Raw genomic sequence first — 24,831 nt, 5'->3', positions numbered from 1 at the left:
ATGATTAAATAGACGGATAGGTGGTTTGCATGCATCGTCATGACTTAGTCTACTTACAACCAGAAGAAGCATTTACCTTGTTAAATGCTTCTGTACCTTTATCTGTCATCCAAGCCATTGACCACATGATTGAAGCCATGCAGCCTTTCACAGTGTGTCGGCAAAGTACAGCGCACGTCTTAAAAGTAGCCACCAGCCACATAGAAAACCACTGTAAATATAGACTTGCGCTCGAACTGTCTGCACCGCCTCAAGTCGTCACTTTGCCATTGGTACTTGAGACAGTGATACCCAGTCTTCCTAAAAACCTTCAAGAACAGACGCAGTCTTTTGTCAGGCAATGTCGTGATTTGAAAGCCGATGTTTATGTATACGGCTCCTTTGCCAATCAATACTTTACCAATCTGCCTTTTGTCACGCCTACATCAGATCTTGATATTTTAATCAATGTTCATGAGATGGATAGGCTGGCCGATATATTGATAGCAATTGAAATCTTTAAGCAATTTGCCTTATCTGTAGCGAACTTGCGAATCGATGGGGAAGTCAGATTACATGGACATGAAGATGTGTCATTTAATGAGCTTATTCATGCTGTAGTGTCTGATATACCGACCGTGGTTATCAAAACGCTTCATGAGGTTGAGCTACAAACAATAGACGTATTACTAGGATGGAATACTGATGAGTGTGAACGTTTTATCGACGCCCGTAAGCGACGTCTTATTTTCTAAGCAGGCCATTTGGCAGCAAATTGATGATTTTGCGCTTGATGCGTTATATGAAGAGATCAACCTTGACAACAAACCGGGATTGGTGTGCCCTTCAGGCAATGGCAGCCATTCAGATATGAATTATGATACGTTCATCGCCAGTATCCAATCGCTGCGAGGGTATTTTGCCACCCTCAGCGCCTACGGTCATGACAACAAAGATTTTGACGATATAAAAAAAGCAGGCATCGAGCAAGAAATAAAGATGCGCCAAGCGACCAATAATATTAATACGCACAAAGGGGCTATTTTTAACTTGGGTTTTGCGAGTGCCGCGATTGGTAAATGTCTACAAGACAATCAAACACTGACCACACAAAATATTTGTGCACAAATCGTCGAAAGCTGGCAGTATGACCTAACGCATCGACTAGAGCGCAAGGCTGACAGCCATGGACAGCAAATGTATAAAAAATATGGTGTGACAGGCGCGATAGAAATGGTGGCGACGGGTTTTCAAATCATTCAAAACTTAGCATTGCCTTGTTTTTATGAGACGCTTTATCGTACTCAAGACTTTGAAAAAGCGGCCATGCAAACCTTGATGACGTTGATAGCATCTCTATCGGACACCAATCTGGTTTGGCGCGGCGGCATGGTTGACTTGACCAATGCCCAGACTATGGCAAAACAGTTCTTACAAGCAGGGGGCGTCCATCAACCTAAATGGCGTCAAGCAGTCAGTACGATCAATGACTATTTTATTCACCGTAACCTTAGCCCAGGCGGGAGTGCAGATTTGTTGGCGGTTACGATTTTCTTTTATAAGGTCGAAAATGAGTTTAATCCTTCTGTTTAGTGGGCAAGGTTTGCAAGGTCAGCGGCATATAGAAGAGGTGTTAAATGACACCAGCGAATACGAGCAAGCATTGCTAAAAGATATGATGCCGGATCTATTTGCAAACGATATTGATAGTACTTTTGCTGGCGAAACAATATTCAGCAACGAGATTGCACAGCCTTTTATTTATACCTTACAGTACCATCGTTGGCAGAAGCTGCGCCAAATGATTGACAAGCCCATCGCTTTTGCAGGCTATTCATTGGGCGAAATCAATGCGTTTTGTTGTAGCGCAGAGCTGGATTTTGAGGCGGGATTGACACTGGTTCAGCAAAGAGCCAAACTCATGGAAGAAGATGTCTCGGCTTCTAGTGGTTTACTGTCTGTGCAAGGGCTACATAGTAGCGAACTTGAAAAATTACTCTTAGAAACCAACACATACTTATCCATTAAAATTGGTGAAGATCAATTCATCATTGCTGGGCACAATGAAAAACTAAGTCAAGCGGAACAACTGGCGCAAACACTAGGCGCACGAAATACCAAGTTACTTAACGTATCTGTCCCTTCTCATACCGAAATGATGCAAGCCGCTGCCGAAAAATTCCGAACCTATACCGACGCAATGACTATGCCAATGATGCAAACCCCTATTATTAGCGCGACTGAGGGTATAAAATACTACGCTGCCAAACAAGGTCTACAGATTCTCTCAAGTCAAATTGATCATCCATTGGATTGGTATACGTGTATGGAAACCATTCAAGAATATCAGCCCAGTATGATTATCGAAATGGGTCCTGGCAATGCACTCTCTAAAATGATCAACAACTTGATGCCACATCTACCTTGCCGAAGCTGGGATGACTTTCGCCATGTTGATGGCTTGTTAGAATGGGTAGTAAAAAACAAATAGACGCAAGTGCGGTTAAAGATAAGCACCACCAAAGATGAGTAAATAAAAGGCAGGTCCGATGTTGTTATATGTGTGGTTTGTTATTGCAGGAGCATTTGCCGGCGTTTGTGCAGGTTTGTTCGGAGTGGGTGGTGGCATGGTTATCGTGCCCGTCTTGGTATGGATTTTTACTTCTTATCAGTTTTCGCCTGAGGTGGTGACTCACCTAGCGGTTGGGACGTCTCTTGCCACTATCGTTGTGACCTCGATCAGCTCTTTAACAGCCCACAATAAACGTGGCGGTGTACGCTGGGATATCTGGCGTAATATGGCATTAGGCTTGGTTATCGGTAGCCTTGTGGGTGCGGGTGTCGCTGATGCTATTGATGGCGACTCTTTACAAGCCATCATTGGTGTTGGCGCCTTACTGATTGCGCTAAAAATGCTCTTCTTTTCGAACAAAGAGCAGCCAAAAAAACCTTTGACGCCGCCAAGTGTTCAGTTTGGTGCAGGTACGGGTATTGGTTTGGCTTCGTCTATTTTTGGTATTGGCGGTGGTAGCTTAACGGTTCCGTTCTTGAATTGGGCGGGCTTGTCCATGAAGCAGTCGGTAGGGACGGCCGCCGCGTGTGGTTTACCGATAGCTTTGGCTGGCGCAGCAGGCTTTGCATGGTTTGGTAAAGACATGACCAATCTGCCTGAGGGGACGATTGGTTTTGTGCATATCAGTGGTTTTTTCTGTATTTCTGTCGCCAGCTTTATCACAGCAAAAATTGGTGCTAAGCTTGCCCATCAACTGCCTGCCTTGATGCTGAAACGTGCTTTTGGCATTTTGCTCCTATTCGCGGGTAGTCAATTGCTCCTAAGTGGTTTAGGCGTCATCTAGCACTATTTTTTGTCAAAATTCATGCAGCTTTTGACAGCCTCTGTCTGATTAGCTGCATTCTTTTATCGACCTTAATATATAACCAAGATCAAAAATGATATCTAAATCTAATAATCACTAGCACCAGTGAACCTGAGTACATTTATTTAACTGCGTAAAATATCTATGACATTATCCCTTCATCGCCTATACTCATTCCGACGTTGTCCTTATGCCATGCGTGCTCGTCTCGGCCTTTTGTTTGCAGGCATGTCTGTCGAGCTACGCGAAATCGTTTTAAAAAACAAACCACCTCAAATGCTGGCGATTAGTCCAAAAGGTACAGTACCTGTCTTACAACTAACAAATGAAACTGTGATTGAAGAAAGCCAAGAAATCATGGTGTGGGCGCTTGAGCAGAGTGATCCACAGGGACTATTGGATAAAGGTATCTTGTCTCAAGCCAATGCGTTGATTGCGCAAAATGACAATGACTTTAAGCATTGGCTGGATCGTTATAAATATGCTGATCGTCATCCTGAGATGACCCAAACTGAATATCGGGAGCAAGGGGAGGTCTTCTTACAGATTTTAGAGAATCTACTGACCAAAAATCGCTACCTATTAGGTGATAGCGTAACCATTGCTGATATCGGCATCATGCCTTTTGTGCGCCAATTCGCCCATGTAGATCGCGATACTTTTTATAGTCTACCGTATCCAAAATTACAGCAATGGCTACAAAACTGGTTAGCGCATCCGTTATTTTTGCAAGCCATGGTCAAGTTCCAACCGTGGCAGGAAGAAGATGAGACGGTGGTTTTTCCTGCCAAAACTGAGTGATGGTGCTGAGATAATGAGTATATTTGATACAAGTATGAGCATGAAAAGACGTTATTTGATGGCATTATTCAGAAATATACAGTAGCATTCACCAGCGTCCAATAAGGGCAGTAGCAATAGAGCGTCGCGATATAGAGATGTAAAATACAGTGAAGCAAACCTGTTAAAAAAGAACATTTATGCAAGATCGTTGATATAAGGCACATGGTTATGGAACAAAGACAGAACCCTATCGAACAAAGAAAAAATCCCGTAGAGCTCAAACCCGTATTTATGCCTCGCGTCAACAGTGACAATCTGGTAAAAACGGACATGGTCAGGGTCGAGCGGCATGTAGGGTTCGCAAGTAGACAAAAGAAAAAAACTATCAATGACTTGCATCAAGTTATCCGTAAGAAATACGGCTTTAATAATGTCTTGGAGATGTCCAGTAAATCAGGCAATAAGCTGAGTTTTTTGCTTAGCCCACTGAGCTTAAAACTTACAAATGATGATGGTAGTCAGTATAGTGTCGAAAATGCCTTTCAAAGTAGTATGATTTTTGAGGATGGTGGCCCTTATACTGATTTGCTAAGTGCGCCGCCAAGACAAGCCAGAAGAGATGAGCGCTTAATGACCTCAGGTGAACTGATTGGCTATAACTATTTTGGTATGGAATGGAGTGTCGAGCCACTGACCACGTTTTATGATTGGCTGTATGTGAATGCCCTAAAACAAAATACTCAGCTGCATGAAGAAGTAATGCAGTATCAGGCTTTTACGGATCTTGAGTTTAATCCTAAGAAAAAGATTCACTGCGCCGCTTATGCACTAGCCATGTTTGTGGCACTTAAAAAACGAGAGTTGCTCGATAATGTTGAAGACCCAATGGCATTTTTTGACTTATATAGTGAGTTTAAAGTGAGCAATACTGAGAAGCTGCTGGAGGCAGGTTGGGTTTGATACTAGTTATAAATAAATACTAGGCCAGTTATAAAAATTTGAGTAAGTCAAAAGCTACGGTTATGTATCGTAGCTTTCACGTTCATTTATGTGGCTATTTTCAATAAGGTTTAGGCATTACCTGAAGAGTAACGATAGAACGTTTTGGTTTGTATAAAAGGTGATTTTCTCAGCTCTATATTTTTGATAAGTCAGCTGTGCCATATATCTAATACGAGTACTTTATAAATTGTCTTTCTCTAGATTTGCCAAAAATGCCGCAAAGCCTTCATTTGCTCGAGCATCTAGACGACTGCTGGTAATCACACGGACACGATTGCTCCAAGTAATGGCATAATCTTGATCTTCGAATCTTTTGACCAAATCTACATCTTCATGACAGGGTAGAGGCGCAAAGCCGCCAACAGCGAGATAGGATTTGCTGCTAAAACTTAAATTCGCCCCATGAATGTGACGATGTCCCATCATATCTTGATAATGCGCGATATAGTCTTTTTGCGTTTGTGTCGTCAAATGTGCCCAGTTATCAACACTTACCACACCGCAAATCATATCGGTAGCCTGCTGCTCGATATGAATGACTTGCTGCACAAGCCAATCTGGTGTCACGATTGAATCCGCGTCTGTGCAGGCTATCCAAGTTGCGCCATTTTTAATAGCGTGGCGAATACCTATATCTCGCACTCGTCCCACACAGTGATAATCACACTCTATGTAATCCACACCTGCATTTTTGACTAACGCCAACGTCTCGTCGGTACAGCCATCAAGCACCACGAGCGGATATGCCAAGATAGTTGAGGGCAGTTGAGTAATGGCTTTGTGAATGGACTTTAGGCAAGCGCTAATAGTCATCGCTTCGTTATGAGCGGGAATCACAATACCAATTTTCATTTCAGCCATGTCGCTATTTTCCATAGTGGCGTCTCCCTCGCATTGTCTTACTCTCACACTTGTTATATCAAGTTTTCTTGCATGGCGACCGATTTTGGAGAGTTTTGCCAAACGTCTAGTAAAAAGTCAGTATCTATTAGCTTGCTTTGATGCGAAAAATCTACTTGCTGTTTCCTCTCGTTGAATGCCTTATTACTGGATACAGTATTGGACAAATCAAACGCTTGATATAAGCGTTGGTGTACCGTCTCACCTGTCATCTCAAACCCATCAATGGGATAACGCCAATGACAGCAGAGTAACGTGCCGCCGATAGCAAGATTTTGCTGAATCCAAGTAATAACGGTATCAATATCAGCGGGCGATAAATAATATAAAATCTCGCTAATGACAATCAAATTAAAGGACGATTGGTGGGTAGGTGAATCGTCTGCTAAAGGATAAGCGTCGAGTAATACATTGCTTAGGGTCGATAAAGTATGAGGAATAACGCCTTGTATGACCTTTACATGAGAGGATTTGGCCAAGCGTTGTTTGGCAAGTGCTACTGCTTGCTGATTACTATCTATACTCACCAACGCCTGACAACGGCGGGCAAGTAACTCACTAAACACACCATTGCCGCAGCCCAATTCAATCGCATTGTCATATTGATTTTGAGGCAATACCGCAAGACACATATCACGCTTGCGTTTTTCATACCAGCGCGTCTGATACTCCCACGGGTCAGTGTTGTCACTGTATAACGCATCGAAATAGGTCTGTGAATAATTATCAGAGTGAGCGATAGCAGGAGTATCATCTGCTATTATAGATTTAGAGATGTGATTCATATAAATAAACCTCCCAGCGTTGGCTAATTCTGGCAATGGTTTGAGCCGATAAAATAGGCGGATTGCCTGTACTTTCATCAGCGGTGATTTGGCTAGCAAAACAGTTGATCGCTTGCGCTTTACGCGCTAATTGCTCAGCTGTTAAGTCAAGTCTGACGGCAATGTGCCAAGGAATGCGCCTATCGTCAGGCTTTGCCCAATGCCATGCCCAAATGAGTGCTTGATAAAAGATCAGATGATGCTTTTTGGCGAATGCAGCAACGACTTGTCCGGTTGCCTCGTGGTCAGGATGTCCGTCATGAATGAAGGGTGCTACCAAAATATCCTCAGGCTGAATGATAGTATCCAATTTTTTATTAAACTGCTCTTGCCGTGCAAATACATCACCGTCAGGCAAGTCTAGAAAAATTGACGTGACTTGTGATGCCACGCCCAATGCGTTTAAAGCCGCAAGGCTCTCTTGCGGGCGAATGATATCTAATGTTTGCGGTGGATAAATTTGTGAGTCTGGGTGGCTTTGGGTACCGTTGGTCACATGGATAAGCAAGATAGAATTCCCGTGCGCTGCCAGTTGTTGCAGCATACCGCCGCAGCCCAAAATTTCATCATCAGGATGGGGCGCAAAGATACACACACGCTGATGCGGTAAAAAGTTTTGTGCAATATTTAATCGAGGTAACGCGTGTAGTCCTTGCCAATTTTGCCAAGTATCTGGACTCGTACCAACACCTTCAATAACTCGATCACCGACAATTGGATGGTTGTGTTCAGCTGTGACTGTACGATTGGCTATAGCGTCAGTACCGATCTTTGTATTGTTATCGCTAAATGTTAAGTCAGACCATGAGAGGTTTTCTGACATATTGGTCGTCACAGTTGCCATATGTTTTCCTGCTCATTAATGGAGTCATTGTTTAAGTCAGTGGCTAATATACTCGACAGCTCCCCAATTCTTTGTAAATCAAACGCGCCATGACTTTGTCGAATAAAAACAGGCAAATCCGCTGATAGCTTTGCAAAATGAGCATTACGGCAAAAGGGCGCTGCGCCTAGCGCTTGTCCAACGGCTTCTACAACATCGCGTGCCAGCTGCTCGACGTTTGCTCTTAACTGACGAATGGCAAGCTCGTGACTGCGAGTGGGTTGGCTGTCTATCAAGTGAGCAACATGATGAAAATACTGCTGCGTGACTGAAAGTGAGATGCTGATTTGTCCTAAATACATGGCTTTATAATCGTGTGGTTTTTGCTGATAGGCCTTTATTAAATAGCCAGCTATAGAAGTGGTTGCTCCATACCAGCAAGCCGCCACACCGGCCGCGCCATGCCAAAATCCCACACGTTCTAGATAGGCATTTGCCGCTCCGACATTACTGGCTGTTGCTTGATTGAAGTGTATGGTGGCCGTATCAGTCGCTTGCATTCCGACCGCATGCCATTCTCCATTATCAATCTCGATTCCCTCTTGTTGCATGGATACGACAAGCAGTTGTGATTGGCCACTCTCATCTCGATAAGTGATGAGTCCATGATCAACGATATTGGCACCCGAACACCAAGACTTTGTACCACTGATTTTACCTTGCTGATAACGTATGGGAACAGGATGACCTTCTGCCGCCCAAATCGCCCATAATCCTTGTGTTGATTCTCTATAACCCAATTCATGTAGGATGCTGAGGGCATCTACATGAGACTCAAACCATTTGGCAATCGTTAAATCAATACCTGCCACGTAGGCCAAAATCTGCCAACGAATCAAAGTTTGTGAATGGTCACCACCAGCAGGATGAGGAATCTTGTCGCCATAAGTCACCAGTATATTTAAAATGTCATGGCGTAATTCATCTGTCATGACAAATGTGCTCAGGGTTTGATTATCTTGCGTAATCATCTCTTCTATAGCGGCTTTAATGCTTTGTAATAAATAAGGTTTTATCTCTAGATGTGACACATGACTCTCCTTATTATTCTTGTCGCTCAGGCATTTGGCGTGTCTCTAGGCGCGCGCTAGCCACTTGATGTTCTTTATTACCGTATAAATCGTCTAAAAAATCTTGTTGCCAAGCGTGTAAATTGTCTTGCTGCAATCCATATAGTAATTCTTGATAGCGTTCTTTTCGCTGCATAAGCGGCATCTCTAAAGCCTTTTTTAAACCCTGTATGATGCTTTTAGGTTGGCGCGGATCGATAATAATCGCCGCCTGCATTTGCTCAGCTGCTCCCGCATATTGTGACAGCAATAACACACCAGGATCATCAGGATTTTGAGCCGCAATATATTCTTTGGCAACAAGGTTCATACCATCTTTGAGAGAATTAACCCACCCGACATCGCTATGCCAGAATGCCTTCATCAATGCTGCATGGTTCAGCGCTTTTTCACTATACGTAATGGCCTGCCAATTCTCTATAAAATTGCTAGCATTACTGTCAGTACTAAAGGTACTGCGTGGTAAAGTAGTGGTTTGACATACATCAGGCGAAAACTGCTGATTGATATCCGTCACGGTTTGTTTGACAGTATTGTAAAGGCATTGATAAGTAGGCAAGTCTAAACGGCTAGGGCAGGCAATTTGTATCAGCTTCAACTGATTTTGATACACCGGATAATGCTGTAAAAAATGACGATAGGCTGAAAAACGCTCCGATAAGCCTTTAGAATAATCGATTCTATCGACTGCAATGATTTGTTGCGCAGCAGGTTTGATACGGTTGCGTTTCGGGTTCGGTTTTATAGATTGAATAGATAAATCCATCGTTTGCTGTTGGATTCTTGCTGCGTTTATGCCAATCGGATAGGCATTAATCGTCAAACAATGCGCGGCGTATGAGGGTAGATTGAGCATCAACTGTGCGCTTGGCGATCGGGTATCCTTGGTCAAACTTTGGATCATATAAGATGTATTGATTGGCAAGTCACTCAAAAGACTCGCTTTTAAATAATGTCGAAACACAGCAAGGCAGTTGGTTTTGTCTTGCTGAGTCTGCATACCAAGTACATCGTAATGGGCAAGGTGCTCAATCAGCTCAGCGCTTTGATTAAGCTGTTGCCAAAATATTAATGGAGCAAAAGGGATATGTAAAAAAAAGCCAATACGATTGTGCATACCCAGCTGCCGGCAATAATAAGCCACACTCAAAAAATGATAGTCATGTATCCAAATCACATCTTCGGGATGGAGAACCTTTTTTAATTGTCTGGCAAAAAGACGGTTCACACTTTCATAGCCTGCATAATCTTCTGGCGTTTGGCTAATTAAATCGGCTTGCTCGTGTAGTAGCGGCCAAAGTACATTGTTAGCAAAACCGCAGTAAAAATGTCGATATTGTTTGGTGGTAAGGGTTGTTGTTAGGTAAGTGACGGTGGTACTAGCTCCGTTTGTGCCAGTAGTCGCTAAAGCAATATCTTCGCTGATATCAAATTCATTGTCAGTGTAACTACAAAAGTCATCAGTATCGTCTGCCTTATTATCGACAACCTTGCCATTCCAGCCCATCCAAATGACTGGACTTCCTGCCAAGACGTCTTGTAAGGCGACCGCAAGCCCACCCGCCATTGGTCCGCTATCAGGCATTTTGACTCGATTGGATAAGACAGCTAAGCGACTCATATACTGTGCCTCATGACATCCTTTGGCAATAAACAATCCGTGTCTATTGACTCAAAATCACTTATATTTTGCTGTTGGAAAAATCTCAAAAAACTCTGAAGTAGCACAGTGACCTCATCAATATTATTTACATAATAATGGGCACAGCTTGGCTCGTGGCCGACCTTGATACCCATTCCTCGCGCTGATTGTTGAGGTTTCTTTAGAGCATTATTTTGACTTTGTATGGCCATAAATCCTGCCTCATCAGTGATATCGTCACCAATAAAAATGGGACAAATATTATCGCTGGCTCGTACTTCTTTTAGTAAGGTTAAGATGGCAGTACCTTTATTTACACCTTTTGGTACTGCTTCGCAAACGTACTTACCGTGTTTCAATGTCCATTTAGCAGAATGTTTTATTGTTTCAGACATAATTGTGCAGGCGACATCGGCTAAGGCAGGGTTTTGCCGATAATGTAGGGCGACCGAGTAAGGTTTGGTTTCTATGGCAAAACCGCTGTAAGACATACAGGATTCAATGATAGATTGCCTGATAGCAGTAAGTGCTGCAGAGTCAACATGCAGAGTGCAGGTATCGTTGCTATTTTCGGCGCCATCAAGAGCGATTTCTAGACCATGCGTCGCTGCTATCGGTAAATTGATAGGGGATAGCATTTGTCTCGCTTCAGCAAGGCTTCGCCCGGTTACAATAGCGATTTTGACACCGTAGTCTTGTATTTTTTGTAAAATCGTTAATGTGGTTCTGGGAATAACGCTGTCTTTTGGATCCAGTGTAAAATCTGCAAGCGTGCCATCGATGTCTAAAAACAAATAATAACTTTGCTGATTTGATAAATAATCAACAAAGTTATTTGGCTGTATATATATGGGTGACATATCCAAACTAACGCTCCTTGCTGAAGTCACATTCAGTCCCTTTGTATGGCATACTGTTTCGTCATTAAGTACCCGTTTATAAAGGAATAACTGATACTTGATAACCACATTAATGAGTTTGCCATAGCCTGAATTGATCTTAGAGGGCAAGAGTGTTTAATTTGGCGTAGGTTCTGTAACTTAGTGAACATCGCATGGACAAAATAACTTCTATCAAGTCTTATTTCGTTGGCAAAACAAAAAGTCTGAAGAGTTCTAAATGTGAATTTACCCGCTTAGAGATACCCAACGACTACTCACTAAATGAGAGAGATTGCCCTTGTCTTTTGATAACGGTATATCCAAAAGTGTCTGAATAAGAGACAATACGCTCATAGATATTTCATAAGCTCATCCATATAAAAAGGCAGTTTTAAATGACCGATAGTAACCCATATAATTTTTTACCTTTGGCGGCCACAGGTCGAAACGAGACTAATACAGCCAACACCTATGCACCTGAAGATATGGTCAAAATATATGAGCAGCAATTTCTCATTGAAGTGCCGGAAGACAAGCTGACTGAATTTTTACCAGCGCTAAAAGCGTTTTATGATATTGATAATCATACCTTGGATGTCAGCGCTGTGATTTTTGATGCAATCGCAGACGCAAGTATCATTTACAATCATAAAATCAAAGTAGGTGGCTATCAGCTACTGGGTGGGTTGATAGAGGAGTCGATTGAATATGATGAAGACCACACAGAGGGTGAAGAGACTCAGAATGAAGAGCTACAAGCCTATACGTTAGAATGTCAGCGTACTTTTTTCATTAACGATGTAGAAATACCTTATCATTTCAATCTGTTCATTTATGGCGATGGTTATTCTACGTTGACCAAAAAAGACACTGTGTTAGAAAAAATGTATTGGTTCGTCAGAGCCAGATTCGAAGAGAATCTATTAGAGGATTCTGAAAATCATGATAGCTTAGCGTCTATTAATGCGCAGCTTAATGGCTTAGGTATTCGTGAAATGGATCTGACAACTATGGATGAGATTGTAAGCTATGTAGAAAACAACATCATAGATGATGCCATGGTGGAAGCACTTAACAAATTATTGGATGATGCGGAATAGTGTCAAAAACCAAATATGAGTATATATTTGATTTTACACGTATTTATCCCTAAAGTGGGGCTGGATTTCCCATGTGATGTGAGCAATCTTGTTGTTAATGATCCATTTAATTCAGGCTTTTTTCTAGCAAAATAAGCTTTTTATAAGGTAAAAACGGTGCTTTATGTTTAACAATCCCACGACTCGTTTAAATAAATACATCAGCGAGAGCGGTATTTGCTCTCGCCGCGATGCTGACCGCTTTATCGAACAAGGCAATGTCTACATCAACGGCAAGCGCGCTCAAGTAGGCGCGCAAGTGGTTGCTGGAGACGCGGTAAAGGTGAATGGACAGCTTATTGAGCCACGCGAGGCGGATGATTTTGTTTTTATTGCATTGAATAAACCCGTGGGCATTGTCAGCACTACGGAAAGCTCTGAAAAAAATAATATTGTTGATTTTGTGAGACACGGGGTACGTATCTTTCCTATTGGTCGTTTGGATAAAGATTCCCAAGGGTTAATCTTTTTGACCAACAATGGTGATCTGGTAAATAAGGTATTGCGTGCTGGCAATAATCACGAGAAAGAATACTTGGTTACGGTGAATAAGCCGATAACGGACAGTTTTATCGAGGGTTTGGCAGGCGGCGTACCTATGCTTGGCAAGATGACGAAAAAGTGCCCAGTGACTAAGGTGGCGCCTACCGTATTTAATATTACGTTAGTGCAAGGTCTAAACCGTCAAATTCGTCGCATGTGTGAGCATTTTGGTTACGAAGTCGTCAAGCTTGAGCGTACGCGGATTATGAACGTCAGTCTTAAAGGCCTCCCAGTTGGCGATTGGCGAGATCTAACCCCAAAAGAGTTGTCTGTGCTGCTTAAAGCTGTAGAAGATTCTTCTTCGGATGCCAGCAATCCAGGCAAGAAATCTCGTCATGCCCCCCGAAAAAACGCTCAAAATGCCAACTCGTCAAAATCAAAAGGCGCTTCAAAACCAAAGGGGGCAGCAAATGGCGGTAGTAAACGTCCCAATGATGGTGCCAAAAAACCAGTGGGTTCTAAAGGGAGTAATGGTCGTCCTTTTGGTAAAAAGACTGGTGGCAATGGCAGACCTACTACAAATGGCAAGCGTCCTGCAAAAGGTCGAGGATCTAAGCGGTAATAAGTTCTTAAAATGTGATTACCTTATGTATCTTTGAAATGGCAGTAAGTTGAATAACTTTAACGAGATAATACTATGTTTAAAATAAAAGTAGAGCGTATTGTCAGAAAACCGATTAATGAGGTATTTGAAGCACTAAGTGACCACGCCAGTTATGGATTATTCAAATCTGTAGGTGTGGCTAAGTTGGTGACTGAAGGTGATGAAGAGCGAAATGGAGTCGGCGCTTTACGAACGGTACAAACCGGAGCCTTTAAAGTATGGGAGCGAATTACTGCGTTTGAGCGTCCTATTCATATGCAATATCAAATCGAAAAAGCTAGGCCTATAAAGATGGAGCACTATAAGGGTATTATTGATTTAAAAGATTTAGGGGATGGAAGCACACACGTGACTTGGATATCTGAAGGCCGATTAGTTGTGCCATTGGTTGGGCGTTTGTTTGATCGTAAAATGCAGAAACAAGGTACAATAGTTTTTAATAGCATGCTCAAGTCTTTAGAAAGCCGCTAAATTAGCGGCAATATTGAGTTTTTTATAGTTTGCTCTGAGTGTCGCTTATGGAGTTTGGGCAACTTTTTTACTCTTAATCAGTCTTTTCTTTTATCAATCTCGTTCTTGGCAGCTTCAATGTTGTTAAAGCGCTCTAATTGCTCTGGTGTTGCTTTTTGTTGATGCTTCTCTTTCCATTCAGAGTAAGGCATACCATAAACAAGCTCGCGTGCATCTTCGTATTCGATTTCAATACCACGTTCTTCACCAGCAGCTTGATACCATTTGGATAAACAGTTACGACAAAAGCCAGCAAGATTCATTAGATCAATATTTTGTGCATCTTTACGCTCGTCTAAATGAGCTAATAAGCGACGAAATGCCGCAGCTTCTAGTTCAATGTTTGATTCTAATTTTGCCATAAGATTTTTCCTAATTATTAATGCGTGTTTGTGGGTGCTCGTTTGTTGTTATATTTGGCACTTTAAGAGTGCTGATAACCTGTTCTCTTATTATTGACTGGTTGTCCGTCTAATAAAGTCCAGTTTACACTAATATAGAAGCTGTAATTGAGCCACTTTAAAACTGAAATGATACTAACGATATAAATATTGCGCAACCTACGTCGATCTATATTCAAAACACTTGGCAAAATTATTAACTAGATAGAGGTGAATAGTATCACCTCTATCTAGCCGGCAAAAATTACCGTACCACTACAAGCCTTTAAACTAAGTTGAATCACTGTATTTGGCAAAGTATTTTGGTGACTTCTAAAAATTTTTCTATATCTTTTAGATTATGGCAATGGATTGGTGAGACACGGATCGAACCTTTCAAACCAAACGATTCCAACATTCTTGATGAATAGGGGCTTGATAATAAACGTTCGAAAGTCACGACTCCATTCATCTCATAATATTCTACTGCTTTTTTATAATCTATGTTGTCAAAGCCAATTGCCATAATAAAGTCTTTTTTAGTCAGGTCTTTACAATCTAAGTATACGTTTATACCATCTATATGTCTTAATCCTTCTGCATTTTCTGTACCTTCTAACATTGCATGCATTAAGGCTCTTTCATGCAGTTTGATACGAGTCATACCTTCGACAAAAAGCTCTCTTTTTGTCGTTGAAGTAATGAATTGCTCTCCTAGCCAACACACATAATTAACCACTTCAGTGACTGCTGCAAAATGGGCGGGAGCAGGGCTACCAAGTTGCCAATAATCATTTGGTTTAGCAATTAACTTATTGTGTGGCAATTTCGCTAATCGCTCTGATACATAACCAATCCCAAAACCACGTGGTCCAAAAAACTTATAAGGTGCAAAGTTAATGCCATCAACAGGCACTTTACTTACATCAATAATGCCATGCGGGGCATGTTGTACGGCATCAACCACAATATATAGATCAGGTTTTATTTTCCTTGCTTCAACAACTATCTTTTCTGCATCTAATAATGCACCAGACACATTTGAGGCATACATAAACGTGAGTAAACACGTATCTTGATCAATCAACTCTATTATATCTTCAACATCAACACCACCTGTCAATGGGTTTGTTTTAGCAACTCTCAACTCTTTACCAGTTGCCGCAGCATAAGAGACCATTGAATCGTAGGCTGAAGGATGCTCTAACAAAGTGGTCACGACATTACCACCGGGGACATTTTCCATGACTGTTCTGACCATATCAAACATGACCATTGAAGCCGTAAGTGATGTGACAATACTACCAGTATTGGTATTCAAAATGGTTTCTATAGAACGGTATCCTTCTTCTTGTATATCCATTAGCCATTTCGCAGTTGTATTGCCATGCTCAGGACAATCCGGTAATTCGTCCAGTTTTGTAAAGGCATGACTGGCGGCTTTTAATCTAAACGAGCCACCTGAGTTATCGAAGAAAAGTCTTTTCGTTTTATTAATTGGATCGACATCAACATGGTAAAATTTGTCTTTAATTTCTTTACTTAAGAGCTCATCAAAAAGTTGTCCTTGCTCTATATTATCTTTCATCATTTTGTCCTGTATTTTTCTCGAATTTAAGAGTGCGCAAGCAAAGCAGAAAATAAGGTCACATCACTTTATCTGCTGCTTTGTTTAATGGTTTTAGCTCTATTGTTTAATATAAGAATTTATGCTTTGACTAATTTTACTTCTTGATTTGTTTCAATCTTATCTTCAAACAAGTTCTCTATTCTAGCAACACAAAGTGTTGAAACCATGTCACCTGTCACGTTGAGTGTGGTATGTCCCATATCGATTATTCTATAAATTGCTGCAATTAAACCGATAATATCGGCAGGTAACCCAATGGAGTCCAATAGAATCACCATCATAACGATTCCACCACCTGGAATACCTGGTGAACCAACCGCTATTAACGTTGCCATAATGATTGTCATAAATTGTTCAAAGAGTGTCATCTCAATGCCATATATCTGAGCAACAAACATGGTCCCAACGGCGAAGTAAACAGCTGCACCATTCATATTAATCGTTGCACCTAGAGGCAGAGAAAAGCCTGCTAGCTCCTTTTTCACACCAAATTTTTCTTCTGCTACTTTCATCGTGACTGGAAGAGAGCCTGAACTACTTGTTGTACTTGCCGTAATGGCCCAAACAGCAGGGATATGTTTAAAAAACTCTTTCAAGCTTACTTTAGCCACGAACTTTAACAGGAAGATATATAACAATAGAACAACGCAAATCATCCCTACATAATCAGCCAAAATAAATTTAGCCAATGGCCCGAATATCTCCAAACCGTATTCACCAACTGAGGCGGCAATTAATGCAGCTACACCATAAGGAGAGAACGCCATGATAATGCCAGTCACCTTAAGCATTATCTCCGTTCCGCTATCAACAACCTTCTTGAAGGGCTCACTTTGTTTGCCTAACAATGTCATTCCAATGCCAAAAAAGGAGGAGAAAATAATTATTTGCATCAAGTTACCCTCGGCGAGTGCTTGAATAGGGTTGGTGGGTACCATACTTAGGAGGGTTTCAGAGACACTGGCCATCTCTTTTATCGCCACTGGATCTTTTGAAATAAGGTTCATCTCAAAACCTTGTCCAGGCATTAATAAATTTGCAACAGCAAGTCCAATGACGCCTGATAACAAAGTTGTGACGATATAAAATAATAATGTTTTACTACCCACACGTTTTAACTTTTGTATGTCTCCCATATTTGAGATTCCGCTTGCTATTGAGAAGGCAACGAGCGGTACAACTATCATCTTAATTAGGTTTAAGAACAGGTCTCCAATGGGTTTTGCGATCAGCGCTTGTTCTTTAAAAAAGATGCCTGCGGCTATGCCTATGGCAAATCCAATAAAAACTTTGGTACTTAGTTGCATCTTTTTGTTTCTCATAATTACACTTCCTATGTGTTATTTCCATTGTGACGCTTTGACCTGCAAAACCTTCTAATGTCTTTAGAGCAATGTTGCAACTATCGGTACAAAACTTACTCACCCTCAAATCTAACACCACAATTAATATTATAATAATGAATTATATTGGGTTAATATATTTAACTTATTAATATATAAACATTCAGGTAAGCTAATGAAGATTGAGCAAATAGAAACTTTTTTGATGATTACAGAAACAAAAAATTTATCTTTAGCAAGCAAAAATCTGTTCATTTCTCAATCGGCAGTGAGTCATCGCTTGCGATCTTTGGAGGAATACCTTGACTGTGAATTGTTCATACGTGGACGGGGTGAAAAGCTAGTAACCTTGACACAAAAGGGAGAGGAGTTTATTGAAATAGCAATACGCTGGAAAGCATTGTGGAATGAAACTAAACAATGGGCGTTGCAAGAGTCTAAAATGAGTTTAAATGTGGCCAGTATTGATAGTCTAAATACGTGCGTTTTTTCAAATTTATATAAAGAATTGATTGATAGTAGCAGTCAAGATGAAGACAACCATTCAATTATCCTCAATGTCAGCTCACATTGGAGTAGGACTATCTATGACTTAATTGAAAGTCACGACATCGATATTGGCTTCACACTCAATTCATTAAAATATCCGAACGCAATAGCCAAACCCTTGTTCAAATCAAGAGGCGTTGTTATTTCGTCAACATCGTCGAAATACACGGAATCAGTACATCCACATGATTTAGATACAGCGGATGAAATTCTTTTTTCAAGTATTCCTGAATATCATATGTGGCATAATTTTTGGTGGGAAAATAATCAAAATGAATATTCCAGTGTCGATACTGTGTCATTATTATTTACTGTCTTTGACCTTGAAAAGAAGTGGGCTATCGTTCCTGTTTGGATTGCACGTGTATTTGAAAAATTCTATCCCATAAAAATATCTGAATTATCAGTCTCTGCACCTGAGTATGCTTGTTACCAAGTAACTAACCGACACCCTAAGCCAAGTAAATTAAAAGCCATTGAAAAGTTCATAACGGCTCTAGAAGATTATATGAAGAAAGAAGTGTTTATTAATAGTGTGCAGTAATGCAAGAGATTAAATAATAAAAAATCATAGTATTATATGCGATTTTAAATGACTTTCTTTCTAGTACAGTGTAGGGGTAAACTAAATTTGAGTAGTGTTTAAAATAAGACATTTTTTATTTTGATGGACATTTGTTTTTTTATGTACGTCATAAAGCATGCTTATATATTGCACATTACCAACCGTCTTTCGCGCGTATTCTGTATCATATTCGACTGAAATTTTACACTCATCACATTCTTCTAATAGCTGATATAGACAAAGTGTGGTTAATGACGTATGTGAAGTTTGAGGGCAGGGCACTGCCATGAAAACGAACCTTTTGTTTGAGTAGTTAGACTTAACTGTATTCAAAAAAATATTTCGATAAAACATCTACAAATCCCAAAATCAGACGAAAAAAAGCTTCATTACTTATTAAAGTAGTGAGGCTTTTAGTGCTTTTTCAAGCCATATCTGGAGCGAGAAAAGAGGTTTGAGCTCTCGACACCGCCAAAACATCAATTGCTATAACTGGGTCTGATCTTGAACCAAATAGAGTGCATAGCAAGTAAAAATACTAGTGTCAAAATGATTCCGGCAAAAATTCCACCGATTAGTGTGTAGGCAAGCGCGGCCCAAAATAAGGAATGTGTTAGTGGAATAAACGCGACGATAGCCACCAGCGCTATTAGAAAGACTTGACGAGCACGCTGCACAGTAGCCTTAATTGAAGCCTATCTTGTTGTAAAGAAAAGTGCAAAGTTCTAACTTGGTTACCTCAATAAGCGTTGACCGTGCGCATTTAAATCATTTTATACATTAACTTTATTCTTCTTTATCTTCTTGAATAAGTTGCTCACGTCGTAAAAATGCCCAATCGATCAATGCCTCCATTGATGGCCCTAAAGCAATGCCCATTTGAGTTAAATGATACTCAACCTTAGGTGGAACTTGTGGGTAAACCGTTCGCTCTATAATGCCATCTTTCTCAAGTTGCTTAAGTTGTTGGATAAGCATTTTCTGATTTATGTCATCTATACGTCGTTCAAGCTCAGAGAAACGCAGAGGACTTTTTGCTGCGAACAGTTGGCAGATAATTACCATCTTCCATTTCCCCTCTAGGACTCTAAGCGTCTCACTCGTAGCCGCAGCCCAAACAAGCTGTTGTTTTGGATCTTCACAGTGCAGAAAGACCCGATCGATGATCGAGATGATCTTGAGCTTGATGATGAAGATATAAAGAATGGTAAAGATGATGATTTAGTTGATCCAGTACCTAATCTAACGCAGGTGCTAGATGAAAGTAATAGCCCAAAAAATGAGGGTCAACAATCCACTAGCTTAGATGTGCTCAAAAATACTCAGTCTTATACCTATGGACGATTACGCGCTTTTCATCGATATCAGATGCAGTATTTCGATGCTCCTGACGTGATTTTTGCATGGGGAGAAAATAAGCAGGTCGTCAAAGCAAGTATGGTATCGCCTCGAGTGTATAGCGCCATGCATAGCGCTATACAAGCATCTGAATTAAACCATAGCCAAAAGCTTTTATGCCAGACGATACTGATTCTAGCGTATCGTACTGGCATGCGCATTAATGAGATTGCAGGTATAAAACTCAAGAATGTAAAAAGTATCTCGGATATTAGCTTTGTACTGACGCCAAACCCTTATCTACGTCTTAAAAGTAGTAGTGCTAAAAGAAGAGTATTATTAACGGCGCTTGTAAAAAAAGATGAGTTAAAAATATTGACGTTGTTTATTGCTCAGCAAGAAAGAATGGGGGTGTCCTATTTGTTCTCTCAAGGCGTAAGTAAGCAGCCACTACCAACATATTTTTTTAGCAATTTGATGAGGATACTATGGGATGGAGTGCTTGGACAAGACAACCACAGTTACACTTTCCATAGCCTTAGACATACGGCAATCAGCCAGTTAACGCTAGCTATCAATGGTTCGGCATTAGCAGAGGTGATGACTGACTATACTGTCGAGGACTGCCAAAATATTGCTGACAGTCTTGCTGGTTACCATCAAAATCAAGGTGCTTGGTTTGGGTTAGCGAGCTTTGTAGGTCATCTAACTTGTGACACTACCTTTGAGCATTATATCCATACCGCACATTTATTAGCAGGGTGGCAGCTAAGCCACGCTAAAATCGAAATACCTTTCACTGTTTTTCAGAATATAACAGGTATAGATTATCAAAAGGTAAATTATCATAGTAAAACCGCTTATGATAAAGCTTCTAAGATGGTAGCACTAAAAGAGCTAAGATTTTATTTTGCCAAAAAACTAAAGGCGCATCATGCTCCTTTGTTTACAGCGCCCGATGTGAGCGCTCAACTTATCCAACAGAATACTGAAGGTGAGGGGATATATCGTTCTATCTTTATTGATGCTAGATATGACGCTGTTATAAGCTTTATAAGAAAGCTAGATAACCTTAAACCTGAGCTGCGTGATAGAGAATTGGAAAATAAAGCGACAGAACACGGTATTCATCTTCACAAAGCGAAAAAGCTTTATCAAAATGCAAATGACTTAAATAATAATGACAAGCTCATCACTCAAGTTAAAGGTCAAACTGCTCAAGCGATTATTACAACAGCATTGGATAAAGCGTATCATATGTCAGTACATAACCCTGATAAATTACGCCAGTTTGTCAGAACCTATCAAAAAAAGCACATTACTTCTAGATCTTACTTAAAGTTTGGTATTAAACAGTCTCAACATAAGCTATTAGCTGAATTTTTGAAGATAGGCTGTGAAATTATTGCCCCTCAGCATTGGCAAATGACTTCTAATAGCGTGAAAGAAGTTAGGGAGTTCAAGAAAAAGTATAAACTAGATAGCGCCATTAGAGTTGAGGCTAACCAAAATGGTGCAGAATTTGAAGTTAGAGTTGTGAGAAAAATGAACGCCAAATCTGAGAAAAAAACTACGTATGAGTCCTCCGGCGTCTTGAAGTTTTTGGGAGAGATGTTAGTGATAATGCTTGAACAAGATAGTGAGAAGTGAGGCTGATGTAGAATAGTTTTTGTTGTCAGGCTACATAATTAAAACCTCCCAAGTTTGGTTCTACGCGATTGACAGTAGGGGTCACTTATTAATGGGCTTAATTTACCAATTTTAGTTGTACGGTTTCTTCAGCATAGCTCATAGTAGTTAATCTCTATTTCTACGTGTTCTTATTTATTGGGGGAATTATCATAGGGGTTAAATCCATAAATCATTGTATACGTTTTAAGAATATAATAGGTTTAGAGCTATAATAGGTATAGTTAAGAAACAATAAAATGCTACCTTATTGCTGGGACGAATTTTTCAATACCTCTACCACGCTTGCGAACAGCCAGAGAGAAAGATTTATATTGGTCGATTGGTGTACCAATTTAATTTTGCATTGACTATGCTTTAGATAAACTCTAGAAATGGGCTGATACTATGCGTCTTACTAATTATAGTGATTATGCGTTACGAACATTAATATATTTAACGGTGATGCCAACCTCGGAAGCTTTGGCAACGATATCTGACATTGCTGATAGCTATCAGATATCTAAGAGTCATTTGACTAAAATCGTGCATCAACTCGCGCAGCTTGGCTATATAGATAGTGTACGCGGTAAAAGCGGTGGCATTCGACTGGCTATGGCTGCCAAAGACATTAATCTGGGCCAAGTTTTACGTCATACTGAGCCTGACTTTGCCATTGTTCCTTGCTTTGAGAGCAAGTTTCTAGAAGGCAATAGCAGTGATGTTGTAGGTAAAAATGAAAATAGTAGTGTGGACAGTAATGATAATCAAAAGCTACTAACTGAGAAAATAAGGGTTGATCTGATTGATAGTTCGCCCAAAACGATGTGTACCATCAGTCCCTCATGCCAGCTAAAAGGCGTGCTTTATGAAGCCACACAAGCTTTTATTGAAGTGATGGATAATTATACCCTAGCTGATATTACTTTAAATAATAAAGAGCTTCAGAAACTGCTATTTTAAATAGGGTTTGGAGCTGGCTATAACGCATTATGATGGGTAGCCTATTTAACCAACTTACTCACCATCCATACGGCAGCGCCAATTTGAGTGCTTAAGCATGTCTTATTAAGTCTATGCTTCACATGTACTTTCACCATTGATTCTGCAATGTCCAACTTATTAGCAATCATCTTACTACTCAAATCTTCGGCGATCATTTGAATGAATTCCCACTCTCTTGTTGTCAAGAACAACCAAATCAACCTGATTGGCTGCCAAAAAGCCTAAGCATTGCCATTCATCGTTCGCTTCGCCAACCGCTTCCACACTGTTCTCAAGACTTAGCAAATCAGACAAGCCTCGACGTAACATTGGATTATTGTCAAACAATAACTACTTAGCGAGCGAGCCTGCGGTATAAGCAATGCTCCTCTTAACATTCTCGAAAATTGAATTTATATAACTAAGACGTGTTTGATTATCTCATTCTGCGTTACAACACTTGCTATGGCATTAGAGATTACTCTAAAAAGTCTCAATAATAGGACGTGTCATCAATTCAATTAATTATCTTTTAAATGCGCTAAAAATGGCTAGATTTTGCCAAACCGTGTCAAATAGCTGGTTGATATATCAATATTATTTGAGCTAATTCCCTTGTTTAATGGCAACTTGTCTCATGTTTATCACTATTTTTGGAATGAAAGAATAGCCTAGTAAAAGGGAAGTTAAAAATGCTATTATAAGATGTATTTTAAATGAATGTTTAAAGATGGTTATGTAGCTGGCCTATAAACCGTCATTAAATAGATTGAATACAGGTATCAATTAACTTCTCAGACCCTAAAAGAGAGAAATATTATGGCTACTGCACAAACGCTAAAAATTGTTAAAGCAACTGTTCCGGTATTGGAAGAGTATGGTACGAAGATTACCACGGCTTTTTATCAAAATATGTTTAATGAGCATCCAGAGTTATTAGATATTTTTAATGAAACCAATCAAAAGCTAGGTCGTCAACAGACGGCATTGGCAATGACGGTTCTGGCAGCTGCGAAACATCTCGAGCATTTAGAAGTGTTATTACCACAAGTTACCGAAATAAGTCATAAGCATCGTGCTTTGCAAATCCTACCAGAGCATTATCCCATTGTAGGTCAGCATCTAATAGGCGCTATCAAACAAGTATTAGGAGAAGCAGCAAATGATGACATCATAGCGGCTTGGACAGAAGCTTATGATGAAATCGCTGACGTCTTTATCCAACTTGAAAAAGGCTTATATGAAGAGGAGATGTGGAAAGGCTTTGCAAACTTTGAAGTGGTTGAAAAGATAGCTGTTGCCGCTGATATTGTCGCGTTTACTGTTGTACCAACGAAAGATAACCGAAACGATGGGCAGGATATTGATTTAAGCAAGCTTACTTTAACGGCTGGTCAATATATTACGGTAAAAACTGATCCCCAACATAGCAATCATCTAGCACTGCGTCATTATTCTTTGAATGCCACCACTACTGATAATGGCATTCAGTTCGCCGTCAAAAGAGACAATCGTGATGGTCATTATGGCTTAGTCTCCAACTATCTACACGACGAGTTACAAGTTGGCGAGACGCTATTACTATCAGCACCAGCGGGCGATTTCGCACTTGATAAAGCGCTAATTCATCAGAACGATATTCCACTAGTACTTATCAGTGCAGGCGTTGGGATTACGCCTATTTTAGCGATGTTAGAGACACAAGTAATGGCAAACCCGCAGCGTCCTATCATTTGGGCTTACGCTTGTCAGAATAGAGATCATCATGCTTTTGAGGTTCGAGTGAATCAACTGTTAGAAGCAGCGACAACGGTAGAAAAAAATATTTTTTACTTTGATAGTGGACAGCTATTAGACAATAACTTACTGGCTAATTTACCTAAACCTGCTGATATCTATGTGTGCGGCTCTATGCCATTTATGGAAAGTATAATTAGTGGCTTAACAGCGCTTGAGCATAGCTCTGACAGCGTCCACTACGAACCCTTTGGCCCTAAAATGAGTTTGCAAATAGCCTAATTTTTAGCGATATATTTAAGGTATGTCATCAGACACTTATAGTGGTGATATACCTTAACCCAATAGTTTTTTTATTTTTCTGATAAAAATTTTAGCAGAGTATATGATGCGATCACCGGTAATATGATGACTATTATAGGTAAGTTTAATTACATTCAATCGTTCAGTTGCTTAATTTTAAATATAACTAAGTCATGTTCTCAATTCAATTGATGCTC

25 protein-coding genes are annotated in these 24,831 nt (G+C 40.3%); 13 read left to right on the top strand and 12 right to left on the bottom strand.

Annotated elements, in window-relative coordinates; genetic code table 11:
- Positions 1-29 precede the first annotated feature (29 nt).
- The 6 genes from mdcG (at position 30) to A3K91_RS08450 (ending at position 5,099) form a co-directional block, all read left to right on the top strand.
- Complete coding sequence (mdcG, locus tag A3K91_RS08475; RefSeq protein ID WP_062844868.1) at positions 30-734, top strand: malonate decarboxylase holo-[acyl-carrier-protein] synthase; 705 nt, start codon at positions 30-32, stop codon at positions 732-734.
- Positions 685-1,572, top strand: a complete 888-nt coding sequence (gene mdcB / locus A3K91_RS08470) for a triphosphoribosyl-dephospho-CoA synthase MdcB (protein ID WP_062844867.1) — start codon at positions 685-687, stop codon at positions 1,570-1,572. The genes mdcG and mdcB overlap by 50 nt, the downstream gene beginning before the upstream one ends.
- Positions 1,550-2,470 carry a malonate decarboxylase subunit epsilon gene (mdcH, locus tag A3K91_RS08465; RefSeq protein ID WP_062844866.1) on the top strand — a complete coding sequence of 307 codons (921 nt, stop codon included), beginning with the start codon at positions 1,550-1,552 and terminating at the stop codon, positions 2,468-2,470. Before mdcB ends, mdcH begins: the two co-directional genes overlap by 23 nt.
- Before the next feature lie 58 nt (positions 2,471-2,528).
- The gene (locus A3K91_RS08460) at positions 2,529-3,335 is read left to right on the top strand and encodes a sulfite exporter TauE/SafE family protein (protein ID WP_084387314.1); all 807 of its coding nucleotides are present in this window, start codon (positions 2,529-2,531) and stop codon (positions 3,333-3,335) included.
- A gap of 165 nt (positions 3,336-3,500) precedes the next feature.
- Positions 3,501-4,157 carry a glutathione S-transferase gene (locus A3K91_RS08455; RefSeq protein ID WP_062844865.1) on the top strand — a complete coding sequence of 219 codons (657 nt, stop codon included), beginning with the start codon at positions 3,501-3,503 and terminating at the stop codon, positions 4,155-4,157.
- A 210-nt stretch (positions 4,158-4,367) separates the two neighbouring features.
- A complete protein-coding gene (locus A3K91_RS08450) occupies positions 4,368-5,099 on the top strand; it encodes a DarT1-associated NADAR antitoxin family protein (RefSeq protein ID WP_416231976.1) in 732 nt (243 codons plus the stop codon).
- A 222-nt stretch (positions 5,100-5,321) separates the two neighbouring features.
- Here A3K91_RS08450 and A3K91_RS08445 read toward each other — a convergent pair whose 3' ends face one another.
- From A3K91_RS08445 to otsB, 6 genes are all read right to left on the bottom strand, one after another.
- Positions 5,322-5,993: a glycosyltransferase family 2 protein gene (locus tag A3K91_RS08445; protein ID WP_062845949.1), complete on the bottom strand. Its 672-nt coding sequence runs from the start codon at positions 5,991-5,993 to the stop codon at positions 5,322-5,324.
- Between the two features lie 62 nt (positions 5,994-6,055).
- A complete protein-coding gene (locus A3K91_RS08440; protein ID WP_062844864.1) occupies positions 6,056-6,826 on the bottom strand; it encodes a class I SAM-dependent DNA methyltransferase in 771 nt (256 codons plus the stop codon).
- A complete protein-coding gene (locus A3K91_RS08435; RefSeq protein ID WP_228139844.1) occupies positions 6,810-7,709 on the bottom strand; it encodes a PIG-L deacetylase family protein in 900 nt (299 codons plus the stop codon). The genes A3K91_RS08440 and A3K91_RS08435 overlap by 17 nt, the downstream gene beginning before the upstream one ends.
- On the bottom strand, positions 7,697-8,719 hold the full coding sequence (locus A3K91_RS08430) for an acyl-CoA/acyl-ACP dehydrogenase (protein WP_062845948.1): 1,023 nt from the start codon (positions 8,717-8,719) through the stop codon (positions 7,697-7,699). The genes A3K91_RS08435 and A3K91_RS08430 overlap by 13 nt, the downstream gene beginning before the upstream one ends.
- A 73-nt stretch (positions 8,720-8,792) precedes the next feature.
- The gene (locus A3K91_RS08425; RefSeq protein WP_062844863.1) at positions 8,793-10,439 is read right to left on the bottom strand and encodes an alpha,alpha-trehalose-phosphate synthase (UDP-forming); all 1,647 of its coding nucleotides are present in this window, start codon (positions 10,437-10,439) and stop codon (positions 8,793-8,795) included.
- Positions 10,436-11,320, bottom strand: a complete 885-nt coding sequence (otsB, locus tag A3K91_RS08420) for a trehalose-phosphatase (RefSeq protein WP_228139843.1) — start codon at positions 11,318-11,320, stop codon at positions 10,436-10,438. Before otsB ends, A3K91_RS08425 begins: the two co-directional genes overlap by 4 nt.
- 416 nt (positions 11,321-11,736) lie before the next feature.
- On the opposite strand from otsB, the gene A3K91_RS08415 reads away from it, so the two are divergent.
- The 3 genes from A3K91_RS08415 (at position 11,737) to A3K91_RS08405 (ending at position 14,098) form a co-directional block, all read left to right on the top strand.
- Positions 11,737-12,441: a hypothetical protein gene (locus tag A3K91_RS08415; RefSeq protein ID WP_062844862.1), complete on the top strand. Its 705-nt coding sequence runs from the start codon at positions 11,737-11,739 to the stop codon at positions 12,439-12,441.
- Positions 12,442-12,604: 163 nt separating this feature from the next.
- Positions 12,605-13,585: a 23S rRNA pseudouridine(2604) synthase RluF gene (gene rluF, locus A3K91_RS08410; protein WP_062844861.1), complete on the top strand. Its 981-nt coding sequence runs from the start codon at positions 12,605-12,607 to the stop codon at positions 13,583-13,585.
- A gap of 75 nt (positions 13,586-13,660) precedes the next feature.
- Entirely contained in the window at positions 13,661-14,098 is a 438-nt protein-coding gene (locus A3K91_RS08405) for an SRPBCC family protein (RefSeq protein WP_062844860.1), read from the top strand.
- Between the two features lie 77 nt (positions 14,099-14,175).
- Here the strand turns inward: A3K91_RS08405 and A3K91_RS08400 are convergent, their stop codons facing one another.
- From A3K91_RS08400 to A3K91_RS08390, 3 genes are all read right to left on the bottom strand, one after another.
- Entirely contained in the window at positions 14,176-14,499 is a 324-nt protein-coding gene (locus tag A3K91_RS08400) for a DUF1244 domain-containing protein (RefSeq protein WP_062844859.1), read from the bottom strand.
- A 319-nt stretch (positions 14,500-14,818) separates the two neighbouring features.
- Positions 14,819-16,108: an aminotransferase class V-fold PLP-dependent enzyme gene (locus tag A3K91_RS08395; RefSeq protein ID WP_208855343.1), complete on the bottom strand. Its 1,290-nt coding sequence runs from the start codon at positions 16,106-16,108 to the stop codon at positions 14,819-14,821.
- A gap of 116 nt (positions 16,109-16,224) precedes the next feature.
- Entirely contained in the window at positions 16,225-17,469 is a 1,245-nt protein-coding gene (locus A3K91_RS08390) for a dicarboxylate/amino acid:cation symporter (RefSeq protein ID WP_062844857.1), read from the bottom strand.
- Positions 17,470-17,665: 196 nt separating this feature from the next.
- Between A3K91_RS08390 and A3K91_RS08385 the strand changes: the two genes are divergently transcribed.
- Positions 17,666-18,583, top strand: a complete 918-nt coding sequence (locus A3K91_RS08385; RefSeq protein WP_062844856.1) for a LysR family transcriptional regulator — start codon at positions 17,666-17,668, stop codon at positions 18,581-18,583.
- An 807-nt stretch (positions 18,584-19,390) separates the two neighbouring features.
- Here the strand turns inward: A3K91_RS08385 and A3K91_RS08380 are convergent.
- A complete protein-coding gene (locus tag A3K91_RS08380) occupies positions 19,391-19,753 on the bottom strand; it encodes a winged helix-turn-helix transcriptional regulator (RefSeq protein WP_228139951.1) in 363 nt (120 codons plus the stop codon).
- A 219-nt stretch (positions 19,754-19,972) separates the two neighbouring features.
- Here A3K91_RS08380 and A3K91_RS08375 point away from each other — a divergent pair, with 219 nt between their 5' ends.
- Both A3K91_RS08375 and A3K91_RS08370 read left to right on the top strand, forming a co-directional pair.
- Positions 19,973-21,592, top strand: coding sequence for a tyrosine-type recombinase/integrase (locus A3K91_RS08375; protein WP_136139158.1), 1,620 nt, complete (start codon positions 19,973-19,975; stop codon positions 21,590-21,592).
- A 426-nt stretch (positions 21,593-22,018) separates the two neighbouring features.
- Complete coding sequence (locus A3K91_RS08370) at positions 22,019-22,573, top strand: Rrf2 family transcriptional regulator (protein ID WP_062844853.1); 555 nt, start codon at positions 22,019-22,021, stop codon at positions 22,571-22,573.
- A 41-nt stretch (positions 22,574-22,614) separates the two neighbouring features.
- On the opposite strand, the gene A3K91_RS14325 is transcribed toward A3K91_RS08370, so the two are convergent.
- Both A3K91_RS14325 and A3K91_RS14320 read right to left on the bottom strand, forming a co-directional pair.
- Entirely contained in the window at positions 22,615-22,743 is a 129-nt protein-coding gene (locus A3K91_RS14325) for a hypothetical protein (RefSeq protein WP_320157668.1), read from the bottom strand.
- A 4-nt stretch (positions 22,744-22,747) separates the two neighbouring features.
- A complete protein-coding gene (locus A3K91_RS14320) occupies positions 22,748-22,909 on the bottom strand; it encodes a helix-turn-helix domain-containing protein (protein ID WP_323053124.1) in 162 nt (53 codons plus the stop codon).
- Between the two features lie 504 nt (positions 22,910-23,413).
- On the opposite strand from A3K91_RS14320, the gene A3K91_RS08360 reads away from it, so the two are divergent.
- The gene (locus A3K91_RS08360; RefSeq protein WP_062844851.1) at positions 23,414-24,613 is read left to right on the top strand and encodes a globin domain-containing protein; all 1,200 of its coding nucleotides are present in this window, start codon (positions 23,414-23,416) and stop codon (positions 24,611-24,613) included.
- Positions 24,614-24,831 lie beyond the last annotated feature (218 nt).

The organism is Psychrobacter alimentarius, assembly GCF_001606025.1.
Classification (GTDB): domain Bacteria; phylum Pseudomonadota; class Gammaproteobacteria; order Pseudomonadales; family Moraxellaceae; genus Psychrobacter; species Psychrobacter alimentarius.
The sequence above is the reverse complement of the archived record's forward strand: the minus strand, read 5'-3'. Positions and strand labels throughout refer to the sequence as shown.

What these genes read in the sequence shown, in the direction of transcription:
- mdcG (WP_062844868.1), top strand. Translation starts at nt 30, where the DNA reads ATGCATCGTCATGACTTAGTCTACTTACAACCAGAAGAAGCATTTACC.
- mdcB (WP_062844867.1), top strand. Translation starts at nt 685, where the DNA reads ATGAGTGTGAACGTTTTATCGACGCCCGTAAGCGACGTCTTATTTTCT.
- mdcH (WP_062844866.1), top strand. Translation starts at nt 1,550, where the DNA reads ATGAGTTTAATCCTTCTGTTTAGTGGGCAAGGTTTGCAAGGTCAGCGG.
- A3K91_RS08460 (WP_084387314.1), top strand. Translation starts at nt 2,529, where the DNA reads ATGTTGTTATATGTGTGGTTTGTTATTGCAGGAGCATTTGCCGGCGTT.
- A3K91_RS08455 (WP_062844865.1), top strand. Translation starts at nt 3,501, where the DNA reads ATGACATTATCCCTTCATCGCCTATACTCATTCCGACGTTGTCCTTAT.
- A3K91_RS08450 (WP_416231976.1), top strand. Translation starts at nt 4,368, where the DNA reads ATGGAACAAAGACAGAACCCTATCGAACAAAGAAAAAATCCCGTAGAG.
- A3K91_RS08445 (WP_062845949.1), bottom strand. Translation starts at nt 5,993, where the DNA reads ATGAAAATTGGTATTGTGATTCCCGCTCATAACGAAGCGATGACTATT.
- A3K91_RS08440 (WP_062844864.1), bottom strand. Translation starts at nt 6,826, where the DNA reads ATGAATCACATCTCTAAATCTATAATAGCAGATGATACTCCTGCTATC.
- A3K91_RS08435 (WP_228139844.1), bottom strand. Translation starts at nt 7,709, where the DNA reads ATGGCAACTGTGACGACCAATATGTCAGAAAACCTCTCATGGTCTGAC.
- A3K91_RS08430 (WP_062845948.1), bottom strand. Translation starts at nt 8,719, where the DNA reads ATGATTACGCAAGATAATCAAACCCTGAGCACATTTGTCATGACAGAT.
- A3K91_RS08425 (WP_062844863.1), bottom strand. Translation starts at nt 10,439, where the DNA reads ATGAGTCGCTTAGCTGTCTTATCCAATCGAGTCAAAATGCCTGATAGC.
- otsB (WP_228139843.1), bottom strand. Translation starts at nt 11,320, where the DNA reads ATGTCACCCATATATATACAGCCAAATAACTTTGTTGATTATTTATCA.
- A3K91_RS08415 (WP_062844862.1), top strand. Translation starts at nt 11,737, where the DNA reads ATGACCGATAGTAACCCATATAATTTTTTACCTTTGGCGGCCACAGGT.
- rluF (WP_062844861.1), top strand. Translation starts at nt 12,605, where the DNA reads ATGTTTAACAATCCCACGACTCGTTTAAATAAATACATCAGCGAGAGC.
- A3K91_RS08405 (WP_062844860.1), top strand. Translation starts at nt 13,661, where the DNA reads ATGTTTAAAATAAAAGTAGAGCGTATTGTCAGAAAACCGATTAATGAG.
- A3K91_RS08400 (WP_062844859.1), bottom strand. Translation starts at nt 14,499, where the DNA reads ATGGCAAAATTAGAATCAAACATTGAACTAGAAGCTGCGGCATTTCGT.
- A3K91_RS08395 (WP_208855343.1), bottom strand. Translation starts at nt 16,108, where the DNA reads ATGATGAAAGATAATATAGAGCAAGGACAACTTTTTGATGAGCTCTTA.
- A3K91_RS08390 (WP_062844857.1), bottom strand. Translation starts at nt 17,469, where the DNA reads ATGAGAAACAAAAAGATGCAACTAAGTACCAAAGTTTTTATTGGATTT.
- A3K91_RS08385 (WP_062844856.1), top strand. Translation starts at nt 17,666, where the DNA reads ATGAAGATTGAGCAAATAGAAACTTTTTTGATGATTACAGAAACAAAA.
- A3K91_RS08375 (WP_136139158.1), top strand. Translation starts at nt 19,973, where the DNA reads ATGCAGTATTTCGATGCTCCTGACGTGATTTTTGCATGGGGAGAAAAT.
- A3K91_RS08370 (WP_062844853.1), top strand. Translation starts at nt 22,019, where the DNA reads ATGCGTCTTACTAATTATAGTGATTATGCGTTACGAACATTAATATAT.
- A3K91_RS14325 (WP_320157668.1), bottom strand. Translation starts at nt 22,743, where the DNA reads ATGATTGCTAATAAGTTGGACATTGCAGAATCAATGGTGAAAGTACAT.
- A3K91_RS08360 (WP_062844851.1), top strand. Translation starts at nt 23,414, where the DNA reads ATGGCTACTGCACAAACGCTAAAAATTGTTAAAGCAACTGTTCCGGTA.